The sequence below is a fragment of the Tolypothrix sp. PCC 7601 genome, from assembly GCF_025677855.1.
GTDB lineage: Bacteria > Cyanobacteriota > Cyanobacteriia > Cyanobacteriales > Nostocaceae > Aulosira > Aulosira diplosiphon.
Window position 1 is genome coordinate 3,093,134 of the sequence record NZ_CP064879.1, and the last position, 21,987, is coordinate 3,115,120.

At 40.4% G+C, this 21,987-nt stretch carries 27 protein-coding genes and 1 pseudogene; 5 read left to right on the forward strand and 23 right to left on the reverse strand.

The window, feature by feature from the left end:
- Positions 1–41: 41 nt before the first annotated feature.
- The 3 genes from HG267_RS12930 to HG267_RS12940 all read left to right on the forward strand — a co-directional run bounded on the left by HG267_RS12930 (position 42) and on the right by HG267_RS12940 (position 3,377).
- Positions 42–458 (forward strand): DUF6527 family protein, encoded by a 417-nt coding sequence (locus HG267_RS12930; RefSeq protein ID WP_263420047.1) that lies wholly within the window; start codon positions 42–44, stop codon positions 456–458.
- A 421-nt stretch (positions 459–879) separates the two neighbouring features.
- On the forward strand, positions 880–1,842 hold the full coding sequence (locus HG267_RS12935; RefSeq protein WP_045869336.1) for a XamI family restriction endonuclease: 963 nt from the start codon (positions 880–882) through the stop codon (positions 1,840–1,842).
- Positions 1,839–3,377, forward strand: a complete 1,539-nt coding sequence (locus HG267_RS12940; RefSeq protein ID WP_045869337.1) for an Eco57I restriction-modification methylase domain-containing protein — start codon at positions 1,839–1,841, stop codon at positions 3,375–3,377. The genes HG267_RS12935 and HG267_RS12940 overlap by 4 nt, the downstream gene beginning before the upstream one ends.
- A gap of 235 nt (positions 3,378–3,612) precedes the next feature.
- Here the strand turns inward: HG267_RS12940 and HG267_RS12945 are convergent, their stop codons facing one another.
- From HG267_RS12945 to HG267_RS13050, 22 genes and pseudogenes are all read right to left on the reverse strand, one after another.
- Complete coding sequence (locus tag HG267_RS12945) at positions 3,613–4,248, reverse strand: hypothetical protein (protein ID WP_045869338.1); 636 nt, start codon at positions 4,246–4,248, stop codon at positions 3,613–3,615.
- Between the two features lie 25 nt (positions 4,249–4,273).
- The gene (locus HG267_RS12950; RefSeq protein ID WP_045869339.1) at positions 4,274–5,845 is read right to left on the reverse strand and encodes a hypothetical protein; all 1,572 of its coding nucleotides are present in this window, start codon (positions 5,843–5,845) and stop codon (positions 4,274–4,276) included.
- Entirely contained in the window at positions 5,827–6,042 is a 216-nt protein-coding gene (locus tag HG267_RS12955; protein WP_045869340.1) for a hypothetical protein, read from the reverse strand. Before HG267_RS12955 ends, HG267_RS12950 begins: the two co-directional genes overlap by 19 nt.
- The gene (locus tag HG267_RS12960; RefSeq protein ID WP_045869341.1) at positions 6,042–6,713 is read right to left on the reverse strand and encodes a hypothetical protein; all 672 of its coding nucleotides are present in this window, start codon (positions 6,711–6,713) and stop codon (positions 6,042–6,044) included. The genes HG267_RS12955 and HG267_RS12960 overlap by 1 nt, the downstream gene beginning before the upstream one ends.
- 2 nt (positions 6,714–6,715) lie before the next feature.
- Positions 6,716–7,117, reverse strand: a complete 402-nt coding sequence (locus tag HG267_RS12965) for a hypothetical protein (protein WP_155539104.1) — start codon at positions 7,115–7,117, stop codon at positions 6,716–6,718.
- On the reverse strand, positions 7,066–7,578 hold the full coding sequence (locus HG267_RS12970; protein WP_045869343.1) for a hypothetical protein: 513 nt from the start codon (positions 7,576–7,578) through the stop codon (positions 7,066–7,068). Before HG267_RS12970 ends, HG267_RS12965 begins: the two co-directional genes overlap by 52 nt.
- The gene (locus HG267_RS12975) at positions 7,544–8,068 is read right to left on the reverse strand and encodes a hypothetical protein (protein WP_045869344.1); all 525 of its coding nucleotides are present in this window, start codon (positions 8,066–8,068) and stop codon (positions 7,544–7,546) included. The genes HG267_RS12970 and HG267_RS12975 overlap by 35 nt, the downstream gene beginning before the upstream one ends.
- Positions 8,069–8,163: 95 nt before the next feature.
- Positions 8,164–8,982 carry a hypothetical protein gene (locus HG267_RS12980; RefSeq protein WP_155539106.1) on the reverse strand — a complete coding sequence of 273 codons (819 nt, stop codon included), beginning with the start codon at positions 8,980–8,982 and terminating at the stop codon, positions 8,164–8,166.
- A gap of 1,067 nt (positions 8,983–10,049) precedes the next feature.
- Positions 10,050–10,319 carry a hypothetical protein gene (locus HG267_RS12985; RefSeq protein WP_045869348.1) on the reverse strand — a complete coding sequence of 90 codons (270 nt, stop codon included), beginning with the start codon at positions 10,317–10,319 and terminating at the stop codon, positions 10,050–10,052.
- A gap of 133 nt (positions 10,320–10,452) precedes the next feature.
- Positions 10,453–10,836 (reverse strand): hypothetical protein, encoded by a 384-nt coding sequence (locus HG267_RS12990; protein ID WP_155539108.1) that lies wholly within the window; start codon positions 10,834–10,836, stop codon positions 10,453–10,455.
- A gap of 168 nt (positions 10,837–11,004) precedes the next feature.
- Positions 11,005–12,411 carry an AAA family ATPase gene (locus HG267_RS12995; protein WP_263420048.1) on the reverse strand — a complete coding sequence of 469 codons (1,407 nt, stop codon included), beginning with the start codon at positions 12,409–12,411 and terminating at the stop codon, positions 11,005–11,007.
- Positions 12,405–12,584, reverse strand: coding sequence for an HNH endonuclease (locus HG267_RS13000; RefSeq protein ID WP_263419969.1), 180 nt, complete (start codon positions 12,582–12,584; stop codon positions 12,405–12,407). The genes HG267_RS12995 and HG267_RS13000 overlap by 7 nt, the downstream gene beginning before the upstream one ends.
- Entirely contained in the window at positions 12,574–14,160 is a 1,587-nt protein-coding gene (ltrA, locus tag HG267_RS13005) for a group II intron reverse transcriptase/maturase (protein WP_263420049.1), read from the reverse strand. Before ltrA ends, HG267_RS13000 begins: the two co-directional genes overlap by 11 nt.
- 588 nt (positions 14,161–14,748) lie before the next feature.
- A pseudogene (locus HG267_RS13010) lies at positions 14,749–15,078 on the reverse strand (hypothetical protein); the annotation flags it as partial.
- Between the two features lie 72 nt (positions 15,079–15,150).
- Entirely contained in the window at positions 15,151–15,372 is a 222-nt protein-coding gene (locus HG267_RS13015; protein WP_045869350.1) for a DUF2997 domain-containing protein, read from the reverse strand.
- Between the two features lie 3 nt (positions 15,373–15,375).
- Positions 15,376–15,825 (reverse strand): DUF1257 domain-containing protein, encoded by a 450-nt coding sequence (locus tag HG267_RS13020; protein WP_045869351.1) that lies wholly within the window; start codon positions 15,823–15,825, stop codon positions 15,376–15,378.
- A gap of 36 nt (positions 15,826–15,861) precedes the next feature.
- Positions 15,862–16,932, reverse strand: coding sequence for a hypothetical protein (locus tag HG267_RS13025; protein ID WP_045869352.1), 1,071 nt, complete (start codon positions 16,930–16,932; stop codon positions 15,862–15,864).
- Between the two features lie 398 nt (positions 16,933–17,330).
- A complete protein-coding gene (locus HG267_RS13030; protein WP_155539110.1) occupies positions 17,331–17,477 on the reverse strand; it encodes a hypothetical protein in 147 nt (48 codons plus the stop codon).
- Positions 17,478–17,516: 39 nt separating this feature from the next.
- Complete coding sequence (locus tag HG267_RS13035) at positions 17,517–17,735, reverse strand: hypothetical protein (RefSeq protein WP_045869353.1); 219 nt, start codon at positions 17,733–17,735, stop codon at positions 17,517–17,519.
- A 30-nt stretch (positions 17,736–17,765) separates the two neighbouring features.
- Positions 17,766–18,620: a hypothetical protein gene (locus HG267_RS13040; RefSeq protein ID WP_045869354.1), complete on the reverse strand. Its 855-nt coding sequence runs from the start codon at positions 18,618–18,620 to the stop codon at positions 17,766–17,768.
- Between the two features lie 41 nt (positions 18,621–18,661).
- A complete protein-coding gene (locus HG267_RS13045) occupies positions 18,662–19,027 on the reverse strand; it encodes a four helix bundle protein (protein ID WP_045869355.1) in 366 nt (121 codons plus the stop codon).
- Positions 19,028–19,064: 37 nt separating this feature from the next.
- Entirely contained in the window at positions 19,065–19,295 is a 231-nt protein-coding gene (locus tag HG267_RS13050; protein ID WP_045869356.1) for a hypothetical protein, read from the reverse strand.
- A gap of 445 nt (positions 19,296–19,740) precedes the next feature.
- Here HG267_RS13050 and HG267_RS13055 point away from each other — a divergent pair, with 445 nt between their 5' ends.
- On the forward strand, positions 19,741–19,953 hold the full coding sequence (locus tag HG267_RS13055) for a hypothetical protein (protein ID WP_228045748.1): 213 nt from the start codon (positions 19,741–19,743) through the stop codon (positions 19,951–19,953).
- 91 nt (positions 19,954–20,044) lie between these two features.
- Here the strand turns inward: HG267_RS13055 and HG267_RS13060 are convergent, their stop codons facing one another.
- A complete protein-coding gene (locus HG267_RS13060; RefSeq protein ID WP_228045749.1) occupies positions 20,045–20,899 on the reverse strand; it encodes a hypothetical protein in 855 nt (284 codons plus the stop codon).
- Between the two features lie 441 nt (positions 20,900–21,340).
- Between HG267_RS13060 and HG267_RS13065 the strand changes: the two genes are divergently transcribed.
- Complete coding sequence (locus tag HG267_RS13065) at positions 21,341–21,661, forward strand: helix-turn-helix domain-containing protein (protein WP_235623025.1); 321 nt, start codon at positions 21,341–21,343, stop codon at positions 21,659–21,661.
- Positions 21,662–21,987 lie beyond the last annotated feature (326 nt).

Consider the following 21,987-nt stretch of genomic DNA (forward strand, 5'->3'; position numbering starts at 1 on the left):
ACCGTTTCGTCGAGCATATTCCAGAATGTTTGGAGTCGGGCGTGCTTTACATTTCTATAGAATACGCCATAGCTGTCCACCGTTGTTGCTGCGGTTGCGGTGAAGAGGTGGTCACACCCTTTACGCCAATTGACTGGTCATTGATATTTGATGGAGAAACAGTCTCATTACATCCGTCGATCGGTAACTGGAGTTTATCCTGCCGTTCCCACTACTTTATCCGACGTGGACAAGCGATCGAGGCTTCAACTTGGGATGACGAACAGGTCAATAATAATCGCTTGAAGGATAAAGCTGCCAAAGCAAGCTATTACGGAAAGCCTACACCAATCAATACCATTAAAACTGTTCCAGATATTACCCCACAAACAAGAAAACTTAACCCTAGCTTGAGGAAGTGGATACTCTGCAAAGGACATGATCTTGTTCAAAAAATGACCAGTTGGCTTAAACGATAATAAGTGAGTGAGAAATTTCTCTCAGATTGTAATTCTTCGGGGATGTCCTATTTCGTAGGGTAAGTTCATTTTGCGGGTTACTTAAACTACCTTACATTTATTTCCATGAACCTAATTTATTGCTATAAGGTTTGATGGAGGTGATCGCTCGTATTTGACAGTTTATTTAAACTATGGTTTTTGAATTCGACCATCCGTTTATTTGTACCGAAATCATTGCCCCGACAGCCGAGGAACTGGTAGCATTTGGTTTGGTGGAATGTATATCTAATAACTATTCCCGGTCAGAGTACAGCCAATCGTTGCTTCTTCCACAATGTGATGCTGGAATTATTGTGGGTTCGTGCTCCCACAGAAGCTCCAAAAACATGCTCCTAGTCAGACAAATCCAAATATTAACCAGTAACTGAGGAAGTATTAAGTGCCAGTTAACGCCGACAAACCCCATTTATGGAAGCAGGATATAGCCCAGTCGGTAGACTTGTACAACAACTGGTTTATGCAGTTTGCCCCCAGCGCATACCGTAACACTCGCGTTATTACCGCACAACAAGTCGAATCAGCGCTGGTTTGGACAGCTAATTTGACTAACATCGCACCTGTCATATTGCACCAACATCCATCAGTGTTGCCGATTCTCCGCATGGCGACAGCACCACCCATCGCACGCGATCGCCTTATTGGATTGGCAGATGTTTTACCCAACTTGGTCAAAAACATGGAGGAGAAACAACGAATTCCACCCAAAATGGAAAGTGCGCTCATCGATGAGGAACTGGAGAAAATTAGCCAAGTGTTCGCACAACTAATCGATAAAGATATTTTCCCTTGGCTCGATACTGGAATTGACCCAACAGAAGCACAAATCCATAGAGCAGCGACAATTGTTGCAGACCGTTTGTGTGGTGCGGTGGCTGACCCAATTATCCGCAATGCTCAGGAGCAAAGACAACTGGCTGTAATTCGTGAGTGGTTGGAAGCACGCGGTTACAAATATGTAGCAAGAGGAACCGAGTTAAGATTCAATACAATACAGCCAGGAAATTTTGCATTTCGCCTCAATATCTCAGTAAACTTACAATCTGGTAGCAAAAAAGTTAATATTCCCGTAGATGCTGTCATTATGCCCCTACAATCATCGCCTGGAGATTTACCTTTATTGATAGAAGCAAAATCTGCTGGAGATTTTACTAACCCCAACAAGCGGCGGAAAGAAGAGGCAGTTAAAATCGCACAATTAAAGAGCAGCTATGGGAATGAGGTCAATTTTATTTTGTTTCTCTGCGGCTATTTTGACAGCGGATATTTAGGATATGAAGCCGCAGAAGGAATTGATTGGGCATGGGAACATCGCGTTGATGATTTAGCATTATTTGGAATATGAATATTACTCAATTAACGGAAGAAACGAGAGTAAAGCGACAGACTCAACTTGATGCTGCTAAAACTCAAATTGAACGCAACAAGCTTGGTCAATTTGCAACGCCGATAGAATTAGCAAGCGCAATTGTGGAATATGCGAAGAGTTTATTGCCACAAAATCAAAACATCAGGTTTCTTGATCCTGCATTTGGTACAGGCTCCTTTTATTCCGCACTGCTGCAACTATTTCCTCAATCACAAATCGGAACAGCCGTAGGTTATGAAATTGATTCGCACTACGGGAATGAGGCGATTTCATTATGGAAGAATACACCATTACAACTTAATATTAACGACTTTACAAAAGCGATACCACCTGAAAATCAAGATAAAAAAGCAAACTTGATAATTTGCAATCCCCCCTATGTTCGTCACCATCATTTAACTCGCAGCGATAAATTGAGATTACAAAATCAAAGTCAAAATATAGCTGGGGTGAAACTCAGCCAGTTGGCTAGTTTGTATTGCCATTTTTTATGTATTGCAGATGCTTGGATGGCAAAAGATGGCATCGCTGGCTGGTTAATACCCAGTGGGTTTATGGATGTAAATTATGGGCAGCAAATAAAGGATTATTTACTGAATAAAGTCACACTATTGCGCGTCCATCGGTTTTGTGCCAATGATGTACAGTTCGATGACGCATTAGTATCAAGTGCGATTGTTTGGTTTCAGAAAACCTTGCCATCAAAAAATCATACAGTCGAGTTTTCCTACGGTGGTAGTCTTACTACACCTAATGAGAGAAAGTATATTTCATCAGAAATATTACACAATACTGTGAAGTGGACGACGATTGGCTCGACAATTGAAGCGATAAACTTTAATTTACAACGATATCAATTAAAAGATTTATTCACTATAAAACGCGGACTGGCAACGGGAGCGAATAATTTCTTTATACTTACTAAAGAGCAAGCGATTGCTCACCAAATTCCTGCTTATTTCCTAAAGCCGATTCTACCCAGTCCCCGATATTTACTATTAGATGAAATCAGTGCCGATGCTCTCGGTAATCCTATTTTAGAGCAGCAATTATTTTTACTGGATTGTAATTTACCTGTATCTGAAATAGAAAACAGCTACCCTACATTGTGGAAATATCTCCAGATGGGGATAGAAACTGGTATGAGTTCCCACTACCTCTGCAAGCATCGTAATCCTTGGTACTCCCAGGAAAATCGTTCTCCTGCTCCCTATCTTTGCACCTATATGGGACGTACTAATAGCAGTCGGGGAAAAGCTTTTCGTTTTATCTTGAATAATTCTAATGCGATCGCGGCAAATGTTTACTTGATGCTATATCCCAAGACCATTTTGGCTGATGCGCTGACCAGTCAACCTTCACTAAAACAAGATTTATGGTTGAGTCTTAATGATATTTCTCAAGAGGCTCTAATTTCTGGGGGTCGGGTTTATGGAGGTGGGTTGCATAAATTAGAACCAAAGGAATTGGGGAATTTGTTCATCGGTATAGCATTAAATATACCTGTCTAAATAACTGTTTATGCTAACGCTATCATCTAATTCTTCTCCCTGTTCAGTTAGGCTGTGCGATCGCCTGCCGAATTTCGAGCAGGTTGTCTGAGTGGGACACATTTTTTTCTGGCGGTCATAGGCTGTAGGTACTGTTAGTTCTTTTGTTCTAACAAAGTTGATATGCTCCCCCTACATGATGCTATCGCAGAACCTATTTCACTTCGTTAAATATAGGGACTTCCCACACGATTGGTTAACGCCTAATAAATTCTGCATTCTGCATCCATTTAACAGAATTGCTCGTATGACTGGAAGTAGCAGAAGTGAGTTTTGAGATCTCTGGCAATACCCCCAAAAACAAAGAGCCTGCCAAAATCAAAATCAGAGGATGAGCTTGAGCCACATTCAACCACCAACGCCAATCTTGAAAGTTAGGTAGTTGAGTCAGCCGAAAATTCCAAAACTTGAGATTCCCAAACCCAATTCGCACTTTACCACCAGGAAGCCACTCTGACTCAAGGTTAACAAACACAACTTGTATACGGGGATTTTGCTCAACCATTAAGGCAGTCTTGAGCGCTGATGATTGCTCACGCGCATCAGGTGTGACAAATCCCATGACAATCAGTTTGTGTGTATTGTTCAAGCCGTAAAGGTTGAGTTGCCCAACAGCTTGATAAACAGTATTGCGATCGAGATATTTTTTACACTCGATGATTGCTCCACCTTGCCAATTCGTGACTATATCGGCTCGTCCTCCATTGGCTTGGACTTCCAGATGAGTTTGGAATCCGCGCTCTTTCAAGCGATCGCTAATATATTTTTGTAAGTCACTTTCGTGCCAGTAGGCAGGAAAGCCAGCAGCTTCAGCAAACTTGGAAGGCAGCATACAATTAGAGGTGTAAAAGTAAAAATTAAGCTGGAATAGTCTCGAATCGATAAGCCTGAAATCTTTTATCTAGCAAACCAGATTGCACAATACCGTCACCGCGACCTTGCAATGAAGTAACCGCCTCCTCTCGGCGCATTAAAATCATCCGACCACTAGTAGCATCAACACAACGAAACGCAATGCGACAAGGTAAGTTATCGCGTAAATCTGGGGGTAAACCTTGGGGATCTTCCTTTCCTCTCTTGGCTGCACGTTGTAAACCGATAACAACATGAATCTTTAGCCCTCTCCCCCGGCGACCAACTTCACACAACTGCTGATCGTAAGTTTTGCGTCGCGGATCATCGAGGGGAACAGTACCTTTATACTCATCAATGAACAATACCCAGGGCTGTTGTTGGTCTAGTTCAGCCTTAGTCATAGAGTTTCTGCTGACGCATTCTTGAAAATACTCACCAACAAACTCAAAAGTTTTTCCCATATCGTTCATCGTGATCTGAGGGAAACGGTCAGCAAAATCTTCGTAATCGCTGACTTTACCACCACAGACATCAACTCGTGCACCTTGCATGAGCAGACAGTAAGCAGCAGCGCGAAAGAAGTTAGACTTCCCAGAGCCAGTTGTACCGACCACTAACAATTGGGGTGTGTCTTCACTAGCTAAATCAATTATCACTTCGCCATCAAGAGATAGACCCAAAATAATCAGGCGCGATCCTTGATTCCAATGCTTAAGGGGGAAGTTATAGTAGGTGCGGTCTTCTGGTTTTAAAGCCACTTCTACTGCTATTTGTTCAGGAGCATAAATATAGAAGGGTAAATCTTCTTTATCAGTGATACCCAAAGCTAGTTTAGATGCAGCTTTAAATTTGGGAATTAATTGAAAATCCTCAGTTCTAATAGAGAAAATTAACCTTTCGTAGCTGGGGGCAATGTCTACCCCCAAACATTGAGTTGTCAGCCCAACAACTGTTGCAGCTTTTTTTAAACCATCAATCTTTGACGAGTTTGCTATTTGTGGTGCTGAGGTTGAGGTAGCACTAACAGGAGTTACTTCAGCGCTTTTAAGCTGTTGTACTTGCTTGACTTGTAATTCTAACTGTCGTTGATGAATTTGGGCTTGCAGTTTAGCTTGTTCCAATTGCATTTCGGCTTCGGAAGCTGCCAACAGAACATTACCCAATGGTTCTCCATTCTGGATCATCCCCAAAGCCATGCGTTCTACGGCACCATTCTGTCCGGTGAGATTGAGAACTTCACTAAACAGTGGTGCTGTTTTTTGCAACAGGTTTAATTGTCTTTGGGTACGCTTATCTGCATCCTCATTTTCACGCTTTCTGTGGGCTGCGGACGAGAGAAATTGCAGTTGTTCTTCTGCTTGAGTATCTTTAAGAGCAGCCAACATATCCTCACATCGCTCTTTATCTTGGTAATATTTCTCTAGCTTTCTCAGTTCGATACCCGCATAACTAGCCAAAGCGATCGCCGCAATATTTGCGGGTGGGAACAACTTGAGGTTTTTCGGGTTAGCCGATAAAGTTAGCACTAAAGCAGTCAAACCACTAGTGGCAATTTTTAACCAGCAAAGTAACATTTCATCCACCCAAAAGCTAATCCAATAGCAATAACTTGTAAAAGCATGGAGTTATCAGTTTTCCCCTTGGAATAGGTGATGACTGCTGCTACTCCTATAACTAAAAATGACCAGGGTAATAAACTAATTAATTGTGCGAGGGCTGATGCCACCAAAAAACCACATATACTCGTTAAAAGCCGACAAATTTGTGACATTACTCCGCCTTTTTAATTCGTTGTGTAATCCCAAAGGATGCACCTTCATATCTGGCTTCTCTCAATTGGCGGAATCTATCAACTAAAGAAGCTGTTTGTTCTTCGTAAGGAGTTGGTTGTTTCTTAGTAGTTTCAGTATTCAGTTTCTCTTGTTTTTTCGCTTTTCCTTCTGAGTACTGTGAGGCAATTCGTCCCAAACTGATTTCTAAATCATCCTGTACACTAGCGATCGCGGAACGAGAACCACCCACAATCTGTCTAAATTTTGATTCTAAATTAGCTAAAGATGTCCCCAAAGACTTTTCTAATTCGGCTTGTTGTACTCTCGCCTCAGCCACATTTTCACTAACTTCTGCTTGCTTTTCTCTGACCTTATACAAAGCTTTGAGGTAGCGACTAATAGCTGTTGAATATTCAGTCCAGTTTTTCGCTTGGAACTCTGCTCCTTTAGCTTTTTCTACTGCCGAAGCTACATCTTCTTCGGTCAAATCACCAAAGACTTTAATGTCAACAGGCAACATATCAGCAATGCGTTGAGCATTATCCCACACAGCTGATTCCAAACCAAAATGAGAATCACTGAAGACAATTGCCTTGCTAACATCACCACTTAAGTCAGACAGACTCAATGCGCCATTTTTATGTGATTCTGGGGGTTTTGCTTTTGGCATGACTAACTTACATTAATTAATGAATCGCAAGGTTGATACTCTACAAATACATCGTCTTGAAACTCCGTCCATTCTCCATTTAGTGGGCGAAAATAACGACAATTTTCTTCTAACTTAATTTCCAGATTAATATCAGGAAAAGTAACAAGATTATCCTTTTGCCTGACCCTGACTAATTCAGTATCTATGCCGACTCTCATCCCCAAATGTAAAGTTATTCCTAGTTTTTTGTATTGTTGCCAATAATAAGAGAATTCCTTTTTATCTAGAAAATTGACATTGATTTTAGGAATGCCATTCTCAAATAATATGGCAAATATCCCCAAAGCAGGATAATGAATTTTGGCTATTCCTAAATTGTTTTCGTAGCACCAATATGCTCGGTGTAAGTGGGCTGTTTGCAAAACCTTTTCTCCAATTTTTTAATCAACATCTTTGCTAATGACTGCCAAACTAATGACCATGCACGACCGTTTTTAACTCTTAATTGAGCAGCTAAAATATCAGCTTGCGAGGGAATGATGTTGCCATACCTTTCTAAGTTGTTAATTGCCTGTTGGAAGCTAACGACTTCATCAGCAGTTGGTGGTAGATCTGGGGCGACGGCGGCTGTTAATCTCTCCATCACCCCGCTGAGTGTTGCTGATTCCAGCTTGATCTTCTCCAACTCCTGCGACATCACCTCAATTGCTGCCAAATTTGATTGGGCAATCGCACTTTGGAACTCTAACAATTGGTTTTCGATTTGGCGCTGTACTTCTGCACTGATGATTTCGGTGATCTGGGCAAATCCTTTACCCTGATTTACCGTATCGATAAACTCAAGAACTTCAGCCGATACTGGGGATGCACTCGAATTGTCCATCGGATAAATCCCTCCACTCCAATTCCACACCTAAACGAGATGCAAACTCATTAATAGTTTGTTTCATGGTTTCATAAGGCAGATAATCACAGCTATCAATAAGTTGTGGTAATTCCACATCAATAAAGTGCTGTTGTGTTGCAGCTTTTTGTTGAGCCTTTTTTTGGGCTATCTTACCTCTGGCTTGTTGTTTTCCCTCTTCACGCGCTATTTCAATAGCTTCCAATCTAGCTAGTTCTAGTGCTTCTGCAATTTGACGTTCTTTATCCTTCAACTGAAGAATGACCTGTTTATTTTGTACTAACTTTTGAATGATTGCTATTCTTAAATCAAAGTCATAGGCAATCTCTAACTCCTCAATAGCCTGTGCTGAAGCTTGTTGATTATGAGTAGTAATTTCGGTTTTTTTACTTCTAGTAATTGCCTTCGATGAAGTCTGTACTGATGTCTCTTCTGTTGGTACTATTAATTCCGAGCCTCTACGTGCCATAATTTATATTCCTTAGCAATAATTACAGTATTCTCCGCACAACACAAAATTAATTGTGAAAGCTAAAACATTGTTGAATACATCTAGTAATCGAATCATGCCACTCCTAACCTTTTTGAAGCTTTTTCTTTCCACTTTGCTAACTCAGAAACCGAATAATGCCTTCGTTTACTAAAATCTCCCCACTTGTACAATGTGCGAGGTGAGACTTTGTAGCCACATGCAGCCAAGTATTTGTGTAAATCTCTCCCCTTGCATCCCTGCATTTGCCATTGATGCAACATCAGAGCGCTTGATGCTGTTTCTATACTCATTGCTCTGCGTGACCAATTTCTCATCATTACTAGCAATTGATTTACTGAGGGAAATCGTTGAGTGGGATGATCGTGTCGCCAACAAGCCATGTATGTTAGCAATGTGCCTTTCCCTTCATCTATAAACTTTTCATACTTTGCAATTCCTAAATACTGCTTCCAACTTGCCCAGCAATTCCTGGAAATCTCCCGGTTAATAATCCGGTTACAACAATTTTTCACCTCACTTAAAGCTATTTTTTTAGGTTGTTGTGTAACTTCATTGGCTACAAAAGTTTCACCAGAGTTGACCTGTTCGCAATACTTGTCAAATACCTCCTCTAATTTGTATTCATTAGCCTGGAAATAATCTCTCAAGCTCCGATAAGTCACTTTGCAGCGTGGGTGATGCCTTCTCAACCATGCCAAACATAACAGCATCTTTGTCTGCTCTTGTGTGTACTGACGAGTGCAGATTTTCTTGCCTTGCGCGTAACAAGCTCCTGCTAATCGCTCCCACTCATACCATGTGCGATCGCTAATTGTGGCTGATCGGATCTTCTGACAAATATTTCTCAGATTGGTTGATTGGCTTATCCAATCCTCTAGTACTACTGGCATGATTAACACTTTGCAAAATTAAAGTGGCTGTCAATATTGAGAGAGTAATTGCGATAATGGCTGCACAAAATTCTAACAACCCTGATGAATTTTTTTCTTCTGTTTCTATTGTTTCAGTTGCACCATCAAGAGATGTTTTTGTATATTTCTCTCTCCTATACACATTGTTTTTCCTGTTATTACTCAGAATCTATTGCGGGTGTGGGGGTGTGAGGGTTTAGGGAGAAATCAACAGAGTTTTTGAGTAATTTGTATCTTAATTCTCAGGTTAATTCTTTCCCATACACCCCTATACCCATACACCCTTACACCCTGGTTTCCTATTCTTTTAAACATCATGATATCTCCGTATATATGGACACTTGTATTTATTTACTGAATACTACACCTGTACCAAATTGAAAAAAATTTGTACTTAAATTGGGGATTTAATAATGGATTTATGTACAATCAGCTTCCTAACAATCTGTTTAACCCCTACTGGGTAAAGGTTTAGATTTTGTAGTGTTGCGGTATTACTCCTATCTATAGTTTTTTGGGGAATTCTACAAGCTTATTTTTGGTAAATTCAGCAAGATGAATGTATTTTGTTATCAAGGACAAAAACCCTTTAAAGGCTTGTAATGAATCTGTAGGAAGCTGTAATGAGAATTAAATCAGCAGTTCACTCTTTTAAAAGACTTACTACACAAACTGGTTTTTGAGGTACTGAGTCTCTATGTATTTTTTGTATTGCTGCTAATCTGGCATCTACCTGAACTCCATATATTTGAAATGTCTGGTCTAGTTCTTGACGAGTCATTTGACGAAAGCACGATATGCTATTTCTCCCATGTTTCAGTCCCAGGTAGATTTGAAGTTCTAATACTTGTCGGAACTGCTCCCAGTTAAGGTACTTGTTGCCAAATAAGTTCAAGGTTTTCAAATACTTGTTTATGGTATCTCTAGATTGAATTTTTAATAAATTGCGGCATTGTTTAATGGTTATTATCTCCATTTTCAGGTCGAACTGTTGAACTGTTTAAATCCTAAATTACCCGTCGTTGTGTGGGCAATAGAAGTTTGGATTATTGGGGAGTTTCCTGATTTCGGGAAATTAATGCTCGCGTTAGCACCGCGATCGCCCAATCAGGACAATCACTATAAAACCAGTTTTTTACAGTTTTCAATTCTGGTGGCTGTACACCAGTGCCATCAAAAAAAGTTTTTAAATGCTCTCTAATTAATGTTGCACCAACAGAGACATACTCATATTCTCCTGGGGAGATTGAGCAACCCCTTTGATTAATCAGGGCTTGTGCAAATTTATCTATCTTTTTTAACTTGCGTCGTGTCATGGATGCCCTCTATAGCCTATCTGTAGTGGGTGAAAGCCTTTTGTAGTGACACACTCTCTGGCTAATATTTTGAGCAATTTGTAATAATTAACCTTGAAACAACAAAGTAAATGTCTATTTGACTTTGAATGTTTTAGATACTGAATTTCTCGTAATCTGGGCAAGTAGTCTCATCTACTCCATGCGGATAAATAGCGCAAACCAGCTTTACTGCTCCATATTCAATGCCGTGAAAATTTCGGCAACCTCTACAAGTTTTTGGTATTGCCTTAAGCCTTTGATTTAAAGTTCTGTTGATTTCTTCTTCGATTTGATTTTTCAAGAAACGGTCTAAGGCTATTGCTTGCAATCCTACTCCCCCTAGCATTAGAGATACGCCGGAAATCCAACTTTTTGCGCCTGACCCTGCAATTGCTCCTTTAACACCAATCATGCCTCCGATAACTATTACTACTGCTCCTGATGTTGCAACAAAAATATTCAAATACTTAATCTTTGGCATAGTTTTTCTCTCCATAATTTCTCATCATTACTGAAGTAAGCACCAATCAAAGCATTTCCCCAATATTCAGAAAAATATTTCCATGAATTGTGCATTGCTACAATATTTTCTTGTTGTTGCCATCTCAAAATTTCACTTATTGGGCGATTGCTTCTAGTAGATCAAAGCGATCGCCCAAATTGATTAGTTCAAGTGACGGAATCGTGCTGTCTTCAATGACTTAGTGGTTTGTTCAACGACAACAGAAGCCGCTCTTGCCGCCTTTGCCCAATCTCGCATTCTTTCAACAGCCGCCGCATCTTGTACTGCCAATGGAGTGATAGAGTTTCGACAATTTTCCAAGTCCCCTAAAGTAACCTGCTGCGGTCGTCCTTCATCAAAAGCTAGTAATGCGGCTTCGGCTGCTAGGGTTTCGAGTTCGGCTCCTGAGAACTTCACAGTGTTAGCGGCGATCGCTTCGAGATACTCATCTTCAACCGTGATACCGAATCTTTGGAGATGAATAGAGAGGATTTGGCTTCTCTCAGGCTCAGTTGGTAAATCAACGAAGAATAATTCATCAAACCTGCCCTTTCTCTTGAGTTCACTTGGCAGTGCTGATGGATCGTTACAGGTAGCCACAACAAAAACCCCAGCAGTACACTCACTCATGAATGTGAGGATATTGCCCAAAATGCGTTGGGAAACTCCACTTGTATCACCCTGTCCAGACAAAGCTTTCTCAATTTCGTCTATCCATAAAATGCAGGGGGCAATGGCTTGTGCTGTTTTAAGTGCGCGGCGGACGTTGCCCTCAGACTCACCTACTAAACTACCCAGCATTGATGCAATGTCTAGTTGCAGTAGCGGTAGATTGAGAATAGTAGCAATGTTTTTGGCAACTATTGATTTACCTGTTCCTGGTGGACCTGCCAACAGAACACCTTTAGGCTGAGGTAGACGCAGCGATCGCGCTTCTTGTGTAAACAATCGCCGCCGCCGTTGCAACCACTCACGCAATAAGTCAAGCCCACCGAATGGGATAGTTGCTGGCTTGCCCAACTCAATACCCATTTGTGCAAGTAGCCGAGTTTTGTATTTAACAACTAATGGCGTGACAGTAGCATCTATGACGATACCATTGCGGCTCAAACGCTCTTTGACTGTTAAGCGGAGGAAGTCGCTAATTTCCTCAAGCGTCAAGCCTAGTGCAGCCCTTGCCAAAGTTTCTCTTTCTTCCGCAGCCAAGGAAACTGTGAACTGTACTTCTTGCTCTTGTGCTGACTCTAACAAATATTGCAGGTAAGACTGTAAATGTTCCTCAATCTGCTCGACCAAGGGTAGTGGCACTTCACAGTAGGGAATGAGGCGTACCAAAGATTCATGTAGTTCGATGTTTTGTCCCAGAAAGATAATTCTTTTCTCAGTGGGTTTGAGTCGGTGGTAAAGATTTTTCACTCTGGTCAAAATATCCCACGATAGTTGAGGAGAGTTATTAAACTCAGCAAGACTGTCACCAATCCTGCTGGTCTTCAAAACCGTACTTGAGACTTTCACCTCATACGGCTCCTCAATGACTTGACCCAAGTCGTGGGTACTTCTCACTACCACATCACATTTATTTCTGTATCGCTCTTAGGTTGATTATAAGAGTTGTCAGTGGCAGTTTTAACGTCGTGACAATGCCTATGTAATGCTTGCAGATTGTCGTATACATCCTTTCCACCTTGCGATTTAGGAATGATATGGTCAATCTCGATTAGGTCATCTTCTCTAAAGTACAATCCGCAATGAGAGCATTTCCCCTTTTTGCTTTTTAAGTAGTATTGCTACTCTTTTAGGTACTAAGGGATTTTCGCCCTTTCTTGAACTCCAATATTTTAAGTTCCCATCGAACGGTGAGGCATCACCTTTTACTTTTACGTGTCTCACAATTTCTTTTTGTGAGTGTTTGAATAGCCTCATTGTGATTTCTCCGTTCTTTGTTGCTGCGAATACCCAGTTATCGCCACCTACTGTATGCCAATATTTCTTGGTTACCCATACATTAGACTTGTCAGGGTGACGACGTTTTCCCCAGCGTTTCAGCTTCTGATATATTAGATGACTTAGCTTTGAGAATATCTCTTTACTCACTGATGTTGAGTAATAGTTAACCCATCCCCTGATTACAGGGTTAAGTTTACTTATTAGTGTTTCTTGTGCAGCATTTTTGTGATTATCGATTATTCTTGCTATGTCATCGTAGTGTTTCTTTACTGATTTTACACTAGGCTTGATGAGTGTTTTATACCCTAACTTTTTACCGTTCGATAATTTTCCAGAGTCATTCTTTCCCACTTTGTATTGTTTCACATTGAAACCGAGGAAATTAAATCCTACTTCTTGCGAGGCGAATATCTCTGAGCTTTTGAAAGTCGAAACTATACGGGTTTTGTTAGGGTTTAATTCCAGTCCCATTTCTGCTAACCACGTTTTTACTATTTCTTTGAGTACTATTATTTGAGTTTTATTGGGGGCAAGAATCACAAAATCGTCTGCATATCTAATTAGGGATATACTGTTCTGATTCTTCACCTTTCCTCCTCTCTGGCTGGCTGCAAACTCCTTTACTAGCTTTTCTAGCCCATGTAAGGCAATATTGGCTAATAGTGGAGATATTACACCGCCTTGTGGCGTTCCCTCAGTAGTTTCTGAGAAATGACCATTGTCTAGTACTCCTGCTTTCAACCATGCTTTTATTTGCCTCCTCATGGTCGGGAATGTGTTAATTTTGGTCAATAGTTTTTCGTGGTTTATTTTATCGAAGCATTTTGAAATATCAGCATCTAATACCCATTTGTTTGAGTATCTGATACTATTAAATATTGCTTCTCTTGCATCATGGGCATTGCGTCCGGGTCTGAAACCGTAACTATTGGGCTCAAATTTTGCCTCCCATTCTGGTTCTAATGCCAGTTTGACAAGCGATTGAGTTGCTCTATCTTGCATTGTGGGTATTCCTAGTGGTCGTTTTTCAACGTTTCCGGGTTTTGGAATCCATACTCTACGAGTTGCTTTTACCTTATGGTTAAGCTTCATATTCATTACCAAAGTGAGTCTGGCTGATGGTTTAAGGGATTTTACACCGTCAATACCTGCTGCCTTCTTTCCTTGGTTATCTTGGGTGACTTTTCTTACTGCAAGAGCTTTTCCAGACCAAGACCTCATCAGGGTTTTTTGGAGTTTGCGGACTGCCTTAGTATCACCACGTTGAGAAGCTTGGTATATTCTTTTCTGAAGCTTGTATACGCTACGTTCTAACTTTCGCCAGGGTATCGTATTCCATTCCGCCGTAGTCTTTAAACTCGTATTAGACATATATACTTCCTAATCAGACCAATCCTTTCAAATCATTGTGAGTACGTCAGCATATTTCAATCATTACAATTAAACATTTGCTTCTTACTCAATCTCTCCACGTTATTACATCCGGTTAGCACCTACTCAGATACTCGACCATCTGAGAGTAAATAACGGGTTACTTCGTTCCGAATAACAATGCTATGTATCTTTAGAGTGACACTATTCACCGGGTTTATTGGGAGTGCATACTGGTCAAGGTAAAATTTGCCAGTCCTTTATCCTTTACCTTTTGGTTGTAGCGATTCAGCCTGATTGCGCTACTGTTTTATCACGATGATTCAGACGTGTCTTTAAGCCTTGGCTTTACTCATGGATACTTTGCTTGGTGATTACCACATTAGGCTTGCAGTATTTCCACCTTTTATCCCCGCTTTACCGATTGATGGCTAGTCTCTACAGTAGGGGATATGCTTTCACTCCAGCACTTGGAGGGTAGGTTTTGCACCTACATTGTTATTCAGTTATCAAAAGATTCTCATGAATCTTAAGCGGCTAATCCTCCTTAAGCCCTATTGGGATTGGTTTCTAGCCAACGAATCGCACTTTGCCGATAAATGGGTGAACATCACCTAAGATAAACACACCAGCACCATCAAAGCTGTTGATGCAATCAAAGATAAATATCAATGGGTCAGCAAGAGGCGGTTTTTTGTAATCTGGCACTGGCTTGAATACCAGTCCCCCATCAACAGCAATCAGGCATTGCTCTAAGGTAGAAACTCCTAAGTTCCAGAAGTACACTGGTAGGGTGAGCTTTTCTTGAGCAGTTGTTGTTAGCCATTGAATGATTGTGGCTTCCTCTGGGGATAGCACTTCCAATGCCACAATCGGAATTTGCGAGTCCAGAGTGCTGAAAATATTGGATAGGTTCATAGTTTTGAATTTTTTTGGTAGTTTGCAAGGGAGAATTTTGTTTTAGGGGAATGTGCTGATTCCCCATTTTTCTTATTGCTGTAGGCGTATTTGATGATTTGAGGTGATCCGTTGCTGTTGTGCTTCTGGCTTGAAGGTGCGTAGTTTACCGCCGTAGGCATCGCCTTCCACAACCCCCAACGCTTCCTCAATTGGTTGAGTCGCTTCAAGGCAGGCAAGCCCTTCAAAACCCTGGGCTTCTACCTTCACTTCTCCTGTAACTGAATTGAAATGTATGAGTATGGCTCGTTCCATAATTTATCTCCTGAGGTATTGCTGTGTTTGTTGATGTGCGGCAAAAGTCAGCCGTAGGGTTTGCACCTGACCGTTGCTTTCTTCTGTGATGCTGCACTCCCCGAACTGCTCTTGTAGTTGGGCTGCTTTAGCACGAACCATCCGCTTACCATAAACCTGCATTAACTGATGAGTAAAGAAGTTTTGTCCTAGCTTAGGAACTGTCTCGTAAGCATCGTGGATTAATTGATATGCGCCATCTGTTGCATTCCATCGAAAGCCGATATCTGCACGGACTTTGAGCGTGTGGTTAGGGATAACAATCTCCGCACTTTGCCTCTCCTGATTACCGTAGTATCCTTTGAGTGGATGAGGTGTTTCGTAGACTTCAGGTAATAGCTTCAAATCTTGCAAAGCTTGTACTAAGCACTCACAGTTGGTGAGTTTTGTTTTCACTGTTGAGAAATGAGACATAATTTACCTCATGAAGAAGTTGAAAAGGTTTTTTATCTAACGGAATTTGAATGATTTAACAGTCGCCACTGTCAGCCCAACATCTTCACTGGTCAACTTTTGCAAGTTGCGTTGTTCAGAGAGTAGCTTGGAGTAAATTGCATCCATCTTCTGTTGCAACTGCGAGCGCCCATCTGACCCCAAATTCTTCGATTCAATTGTTGGGTCATTCACAATCGAATCCAAATGTTCCATCATCTGTTGCAGACTCTTTCCTGCTTCTGGGCTTGCATTAGCTAGTAGTACTCGAACTTTTTTCAGGTGTTTTTCCATCTTGCGTTTGAATTGGACTGGCTTGCGCCCTGGCTCCCAATCAGCCAGTTCTTCAAGTAATTGGGCTGCAAGTTCTTCACCACCAGCAATCGCCGCTTCCTTTAATCTTTGTTCGAGATTTTGGTCGTACTGCTGGATAAACTGGGTGATTTGTTTTAGGCAATCGGCTTGTTGCTCATTGAGTTGTTCAGATAATGCTGGGATAATTACAGGTCTACCAATGACTACCTGGAGATAATCTTCTAGTTCTGACAATAGGGGAAAAGCCTTGAGTAAGTTAGTTTGAACTTCAGATTGCTTATCTGTTGGTAGTTGCCAAGCATTGAGAGAGAGAAAATTTTCAATACGTTCAATGTAATCTGCCAAGCCCTGCTCATAGTCGTCTTGTAACTGAGCACGAAGAGTCGGAGCAATTGAATCCCGAATATTTAGTAGTTGACTCCAAACCAATGGCGCGAGGTCAATTGGACAAATCCAGTCACCATTATCAGCATTCATCCATTCTTGAACTGAAGCTATTTCTTGTCGCAATTGACTGGCTGCTTCATCCAATGCTTTGAAAACTTTGATACCTTTTAATCCAACTTCTGAAGACTTAACTTTAATGAGATCCGATTCTGATTCACCCTCAGATTTTAAAACATCAGTCCATTTCGGAGCGTTACTTTTAGTGGTTTTCTTCAGTTGAATTTTGAAACGAATACGGGTCTTATTAAGTTGAGAGAAGTTGTAATTTTCAACTACAGCATTTTGAAGAAATGCATCAACAGTAGGGTTAGGTATTGTTTGTACCATATTTAGTGACCATGATTAATTTTTGGGCTTAAGCGTAGCTTCAAAAAAATTAGTAATTTCATCCTTAGCTGTACACCTGAAGTGATGGAGCTTTTCTTTTCAAATTACCGTTCCCATCATCACCATTGGTTGTAATAGTAGGCCGCTGTCGGCATTCCAAGCGATTACATCTGAAATCCCAGTGATTAATTTGAGATTTCCCACGATGTTCCACCAGAACTATTTGGTTTTGATAAGTGGGATTTTGACCGCTAATCAAAAATGCATCTCCTAATGCATAAAAAGGAGTCAGAAGTCAGAATACAGGAGTCAGAATACACCACCCATAAAGGGATGGTGTTTTAGGAAAAGTTTCAACCCCTATCTCGTCCACAAGGGACGAGGTTTTAGACCAATATTCATCCGCCACTCGCACAGAATTCATGGCTGAATTCTGGCTCCTGACTCCTGAATTCTTCTTCATAAAAGCCAGTGAGTACATAATGTCGCTTGTCAATACCCATTAATGCATCCCAAGCTTGTTGAGTTTGTTGCTGTACATTCATATTGATTAACCTAAATCTTGGTAATTGCTCGTAACAACGCTATTCGTCTGATTTCAAAACTTCCAAGGTTTGTGCAAGTGCCTGTATTGCATCTGCCAAACTCAAATCCCTTTTGTACTCGCATAAGAGTTGATAAACTCGTGGGTTATGCTCTTGAAAATCTACCAGTAAATTGAAGATTTTCTCCAATTCTTCATTCACAGATTCTCTAGTTTGACTGTCTAAGCACAGTGCTTTATCGAGTGTCTGTTCAATCATCTTTTCGTCTACGATAAAGAAGATATTGGGTCATACCATCTGTGCAAAAGTCTGCTGTTGAACTTGCTGCATCCATTCCTTAATTGCTTGCACTTCATCCACACCATCAGCTACAACATTAACAACGTGTTTCTGATATGAATTAGCAGCATGATTGGGGTGGTCAAAGTTGTCTGATGCCCAAGCAATGCACATGGTTTTCACAAGTTCATCAACCTTACTGTGATGAAGCTCGCTGGGACTACTAACATCTTGAAAATGTAACCATTCCTTGATTAAATCAAGTGGATAATTTAGTAACGTCCGAATTTGTTTTACCCGTAAATCTTGAGGATGTATTGCAGATGCTACAGCAGTTTGCTTTGGATTTGATTGCGGTTGTTCAGATTGAACATAATCGACTGACTCTGAATTTGGAGCTAACTTAGATTGAACATCACGAATAATTGTTGCCCAGTCAGCGTTAGGATTCCATTCTCGACGAATGCGGTTTTTAGTCAAAGCATCATAGAGATTGCAGAAAACTGAATTTTCATCACCGGGAGTAGCAACAATTATCAAAGGCTGAGTAAAATCTTGAACAACAGATGCAGCTAATAAGAATGATTTGGCAAAGTTAGTTTCAATCCCACTGCGAACGATATAAATTTCATCAGCTTGGACAACAATATCTAATTTTAGATTATCCTTGCCTTTGAAATCCTTATCTGTTAGTCTTAGCTCCAAAACATAACCTGTTAATGCTCTTTGGCTGACAGGAATCTTTTTATCTTGTTCAATCTCACAATTATACCAAGTATAAATCCGACCATTAACCTCTAATTTCTTCACATACAGGTAGATTGGTTGTGGTGGATTTCCTAATCCTAGTTTAATTTCCGGCATAATTAGAAATCATCCAGTTCAGTTTGGCTAGAATTCAGAAGTCAGGAGCCAGGAGTCAGAATGGAATTAGCATAACTTGTCAGTAACTTACTAACTTCTTCAAGTTGAAGCATTAATTGTGAGGTATCATCGTACCCAAGGTCTTTAGTAAGAATTAGATAATAACGACACTCTTCTAAGGAACCTTGTGCTATATTCATAAATCTTACTTTATCTGCTGTTCCTTTCTTTTTAAATCCCTCAGCTATATTTGCAGGAATTGAAATAGCTGCTCTTCTAAATTGAGAGGTTAAGCCATATATTTCAGATTTAGGAAATTGACTAGTAAGTTTGTAAACTGTTAAAACAAATTGATGTGCTTTCTTCCAAACTATCAAGTCTTGAAATGTTTTTGCTGGTTGTCTCATTTATTCTGACTCCTGAATTCTGACTTCTTAATTCTTCCTATTGTTTTTGCATCCTGACTTTATTCATCTGGTGAAGTGATTCTTGAATTACAGGTCTTGCGGCTTCTTTTACAGAGGCTTTAGCTTGTTGATATAAAAATTGTGTGACACCATCTGCATCTTCTTCTGGATCAATTTGTGCCCATAATGAGCAACCCAATTCCAACGATTCGTAGTCACCTAAGTTAAATTTTCTATGATAGGTGACAGAAATAGTCTTAATATCCATCAGTTTTTTAAATTCCTAATAATTAAGTGGATATTTGCAGTTTATTTTGCTAAATTGAAATAATTTTGAGCGCGACTTAGTGAATTTTCGTCTTATTAAAATTGATTCAGCGCTGTTTCAATATTCTGACTTTTGTAATAAGTAGGAACCTAACTAGAGATAGTCAGTCAGAATAATCTTATCTCTATAGGATGAGAATGATGAAGAATCCAGGGATTATAATTCAATTCTGACTCCTGACACCTGAATTCTGTTTTGATAGATTCAATAATTGCTACTACAATACCTAGTAGATGTATGACCGAATTTTAGATTTTAAATTTCGGATTTTGGATTGAATATTCAAAATTCAAAATTTAAAAATGTGACAAGCCCCTGACTTTAGCCATGAGGTCAATCTAAAATCTAAAATCTAAAATCCAAAATTGTTTGACTCAAGAAATAGATGTTGATTTCAAACTGGAGTATTCCGCTTCCTCTAGAACAATACCTAAATCACCGAGTTGTAATATATTTCTTCAGCGATGGGCAATGGATACCGATTAAATACTGTCGTTTATCAAAAGCTATTGAGATTTATCAAAGAACCAAGCAGGAGACAGCTAGCGAAACTTTGGTTTTTCCTGTTGATTTAAACCCAAACTTTTTTAATGATTAACTCTTTTGAATGAATCTCATCGGACTTCTCACGTCCGACCTTATTGTGATGATATGGAGGTGGTGGGCATAGTGGCCCACCATATTCTCCCTTAGTCTACGACTAACACCATACTGTCTGGAAGTGGCTGATACTCTATCAGCCGCTTCCATTCCTCAGTTGTCAGTTGATCAAATGGTTTATCCAACAATTCATCACAAGACTTAGTTTCGAGACTAGGCAATACTTCGACCATCGACAACGACCACACGGCATCGAATGCAGAATTGCAGGGTACTTGCTGCTGATGCTCTGATGAAGCTCTTTTCACCCACCAGCGACCATCAGTGCATCCTGCCGAGCCTAGCTTTTTGTCGTTGTTGTAAATGCCATCATCGAGTAGTTCAAAGCCAAACTTCTCACATTCCAAGGCAATTTGTGCCATCACTTCATTACCAGTTGTAAAGGCTTGGACTTTTTGCTTTTGCACGGGCAGTGTGCCTTGCCTGTAATGCCAAGTGATGTGGTTGTGGCATTTCGCCCAGGTATCTGCACGATGTTCTTCTACTGAGTTCACCATCACTACCCAGCGTTGGGTCACGAAGTCATCGTGATCATAGGTGATGCTGGCTATCAGTTTGTCGCCAACGTAAATTTCATAGTCGTAGCAGGTGATTTCGACAACGGTGAATTCTTCGGGTGCTACAACCTCACCCTGTTGTGTGATGTGCTGCTCTAGTTGGGCTTGAGCTAGAGCTTGTTCGTCAACAGCAAAAGAAGCGAAAATTGCTTGCTGTGCAGGTGTTTTGTAGGTCATAATATATATTCCTTTGATAAAAGGGTAAAAGGCGATCGCAAACTTTCCAGGTGGGCGATCGCCTTTGTTTTGGGTGTGTTGTGCTGAACGCACAAGATTTTCGCATCGATTAAGCGTAGCTTTGTATTTGTTGCTCAAAGCCAGTGACATTTGAGCATTACCATACAGGAAAAAATGGTTTTAGTTGATGTGTAAGGCTTTAAAACGGTCGAAAGTTAACCCTTGTCCTGTCTTCTGGTAATTCTTATTCAGAACCGCCCTCACTCCTTATCTACCTTCAGCAGCTTTGACTATTAACTGCTTCCGTTACCTCAGGGTGTCTTGTTTGGTTCAGTTGTCAAGGTTCTGTAGTACTGGAAAGCAAACCTCCCTTCACATTCGGGTGCAGGCAGTTTGTTTTTCTTTATGCATCCAATAATAGTACATCTATTAGTAGTAGTCAATTCAGTAGTAGTTGATTTCAGATAGAGATTTGTAATACTACTAATGGTTGGACATAAGCAACTTTAATACCAATGGATGTAAATCCTATATGTTTACAACCAATGGTAGTACCACTTATAATAGGAGCATTCTTTGGAGAGGATAATTGTGTTTATCGCATTAAAAAAATTGAGAGAGGCTGCGGGTCTTTCTCAGAATGACCTAGCTAGAAAAACTGGTTACAGTCCTCAGTTCATCCAAAAAATTGAACAAAATAAGGTTAAATCACTCACACTAGAAGCAGCTGCACGATTCTGTGAAGCCCTTGACTGCAAACCAGGAGATTTACTTGAGGAAGGTGAGCCACCAAAAAGATCAAAGATAGAAAAAGGTGTTACTTTCGATTCCCCAGCAAAAACAGAGATTTTAGGAAACAAGAGGAAAATTTCGGGCGAAAGCGCTGAAGTTGATCTACTGAAAGCAGCCTAAACACTAGAAGCGACCGCCCGCCGACCAAAGCAATGCGATCGCCTTAACTACGCCACTATCAGTCATAGTAGTCATGTCTAATCTATCATTGAGCTAAGAACTAGCATTAACAAATGACCAATTTCAAAAGTTATTGCCTGTAAGAGAGGAAAATGCTTGGGTTTGCTTGGAAAGAAGACAACGAAACAAAAGCTAGTTAAAAGCGTTGAGGAGAAAGCAGACTCTATCTTGCGTCTCCAAATGGTTAAGTAACAAATAACTTGACTGTTAAAGAATCCATTCAACTTGCTGCTTTCAGTATTTGCTAATAACCAAAATTAGAAACG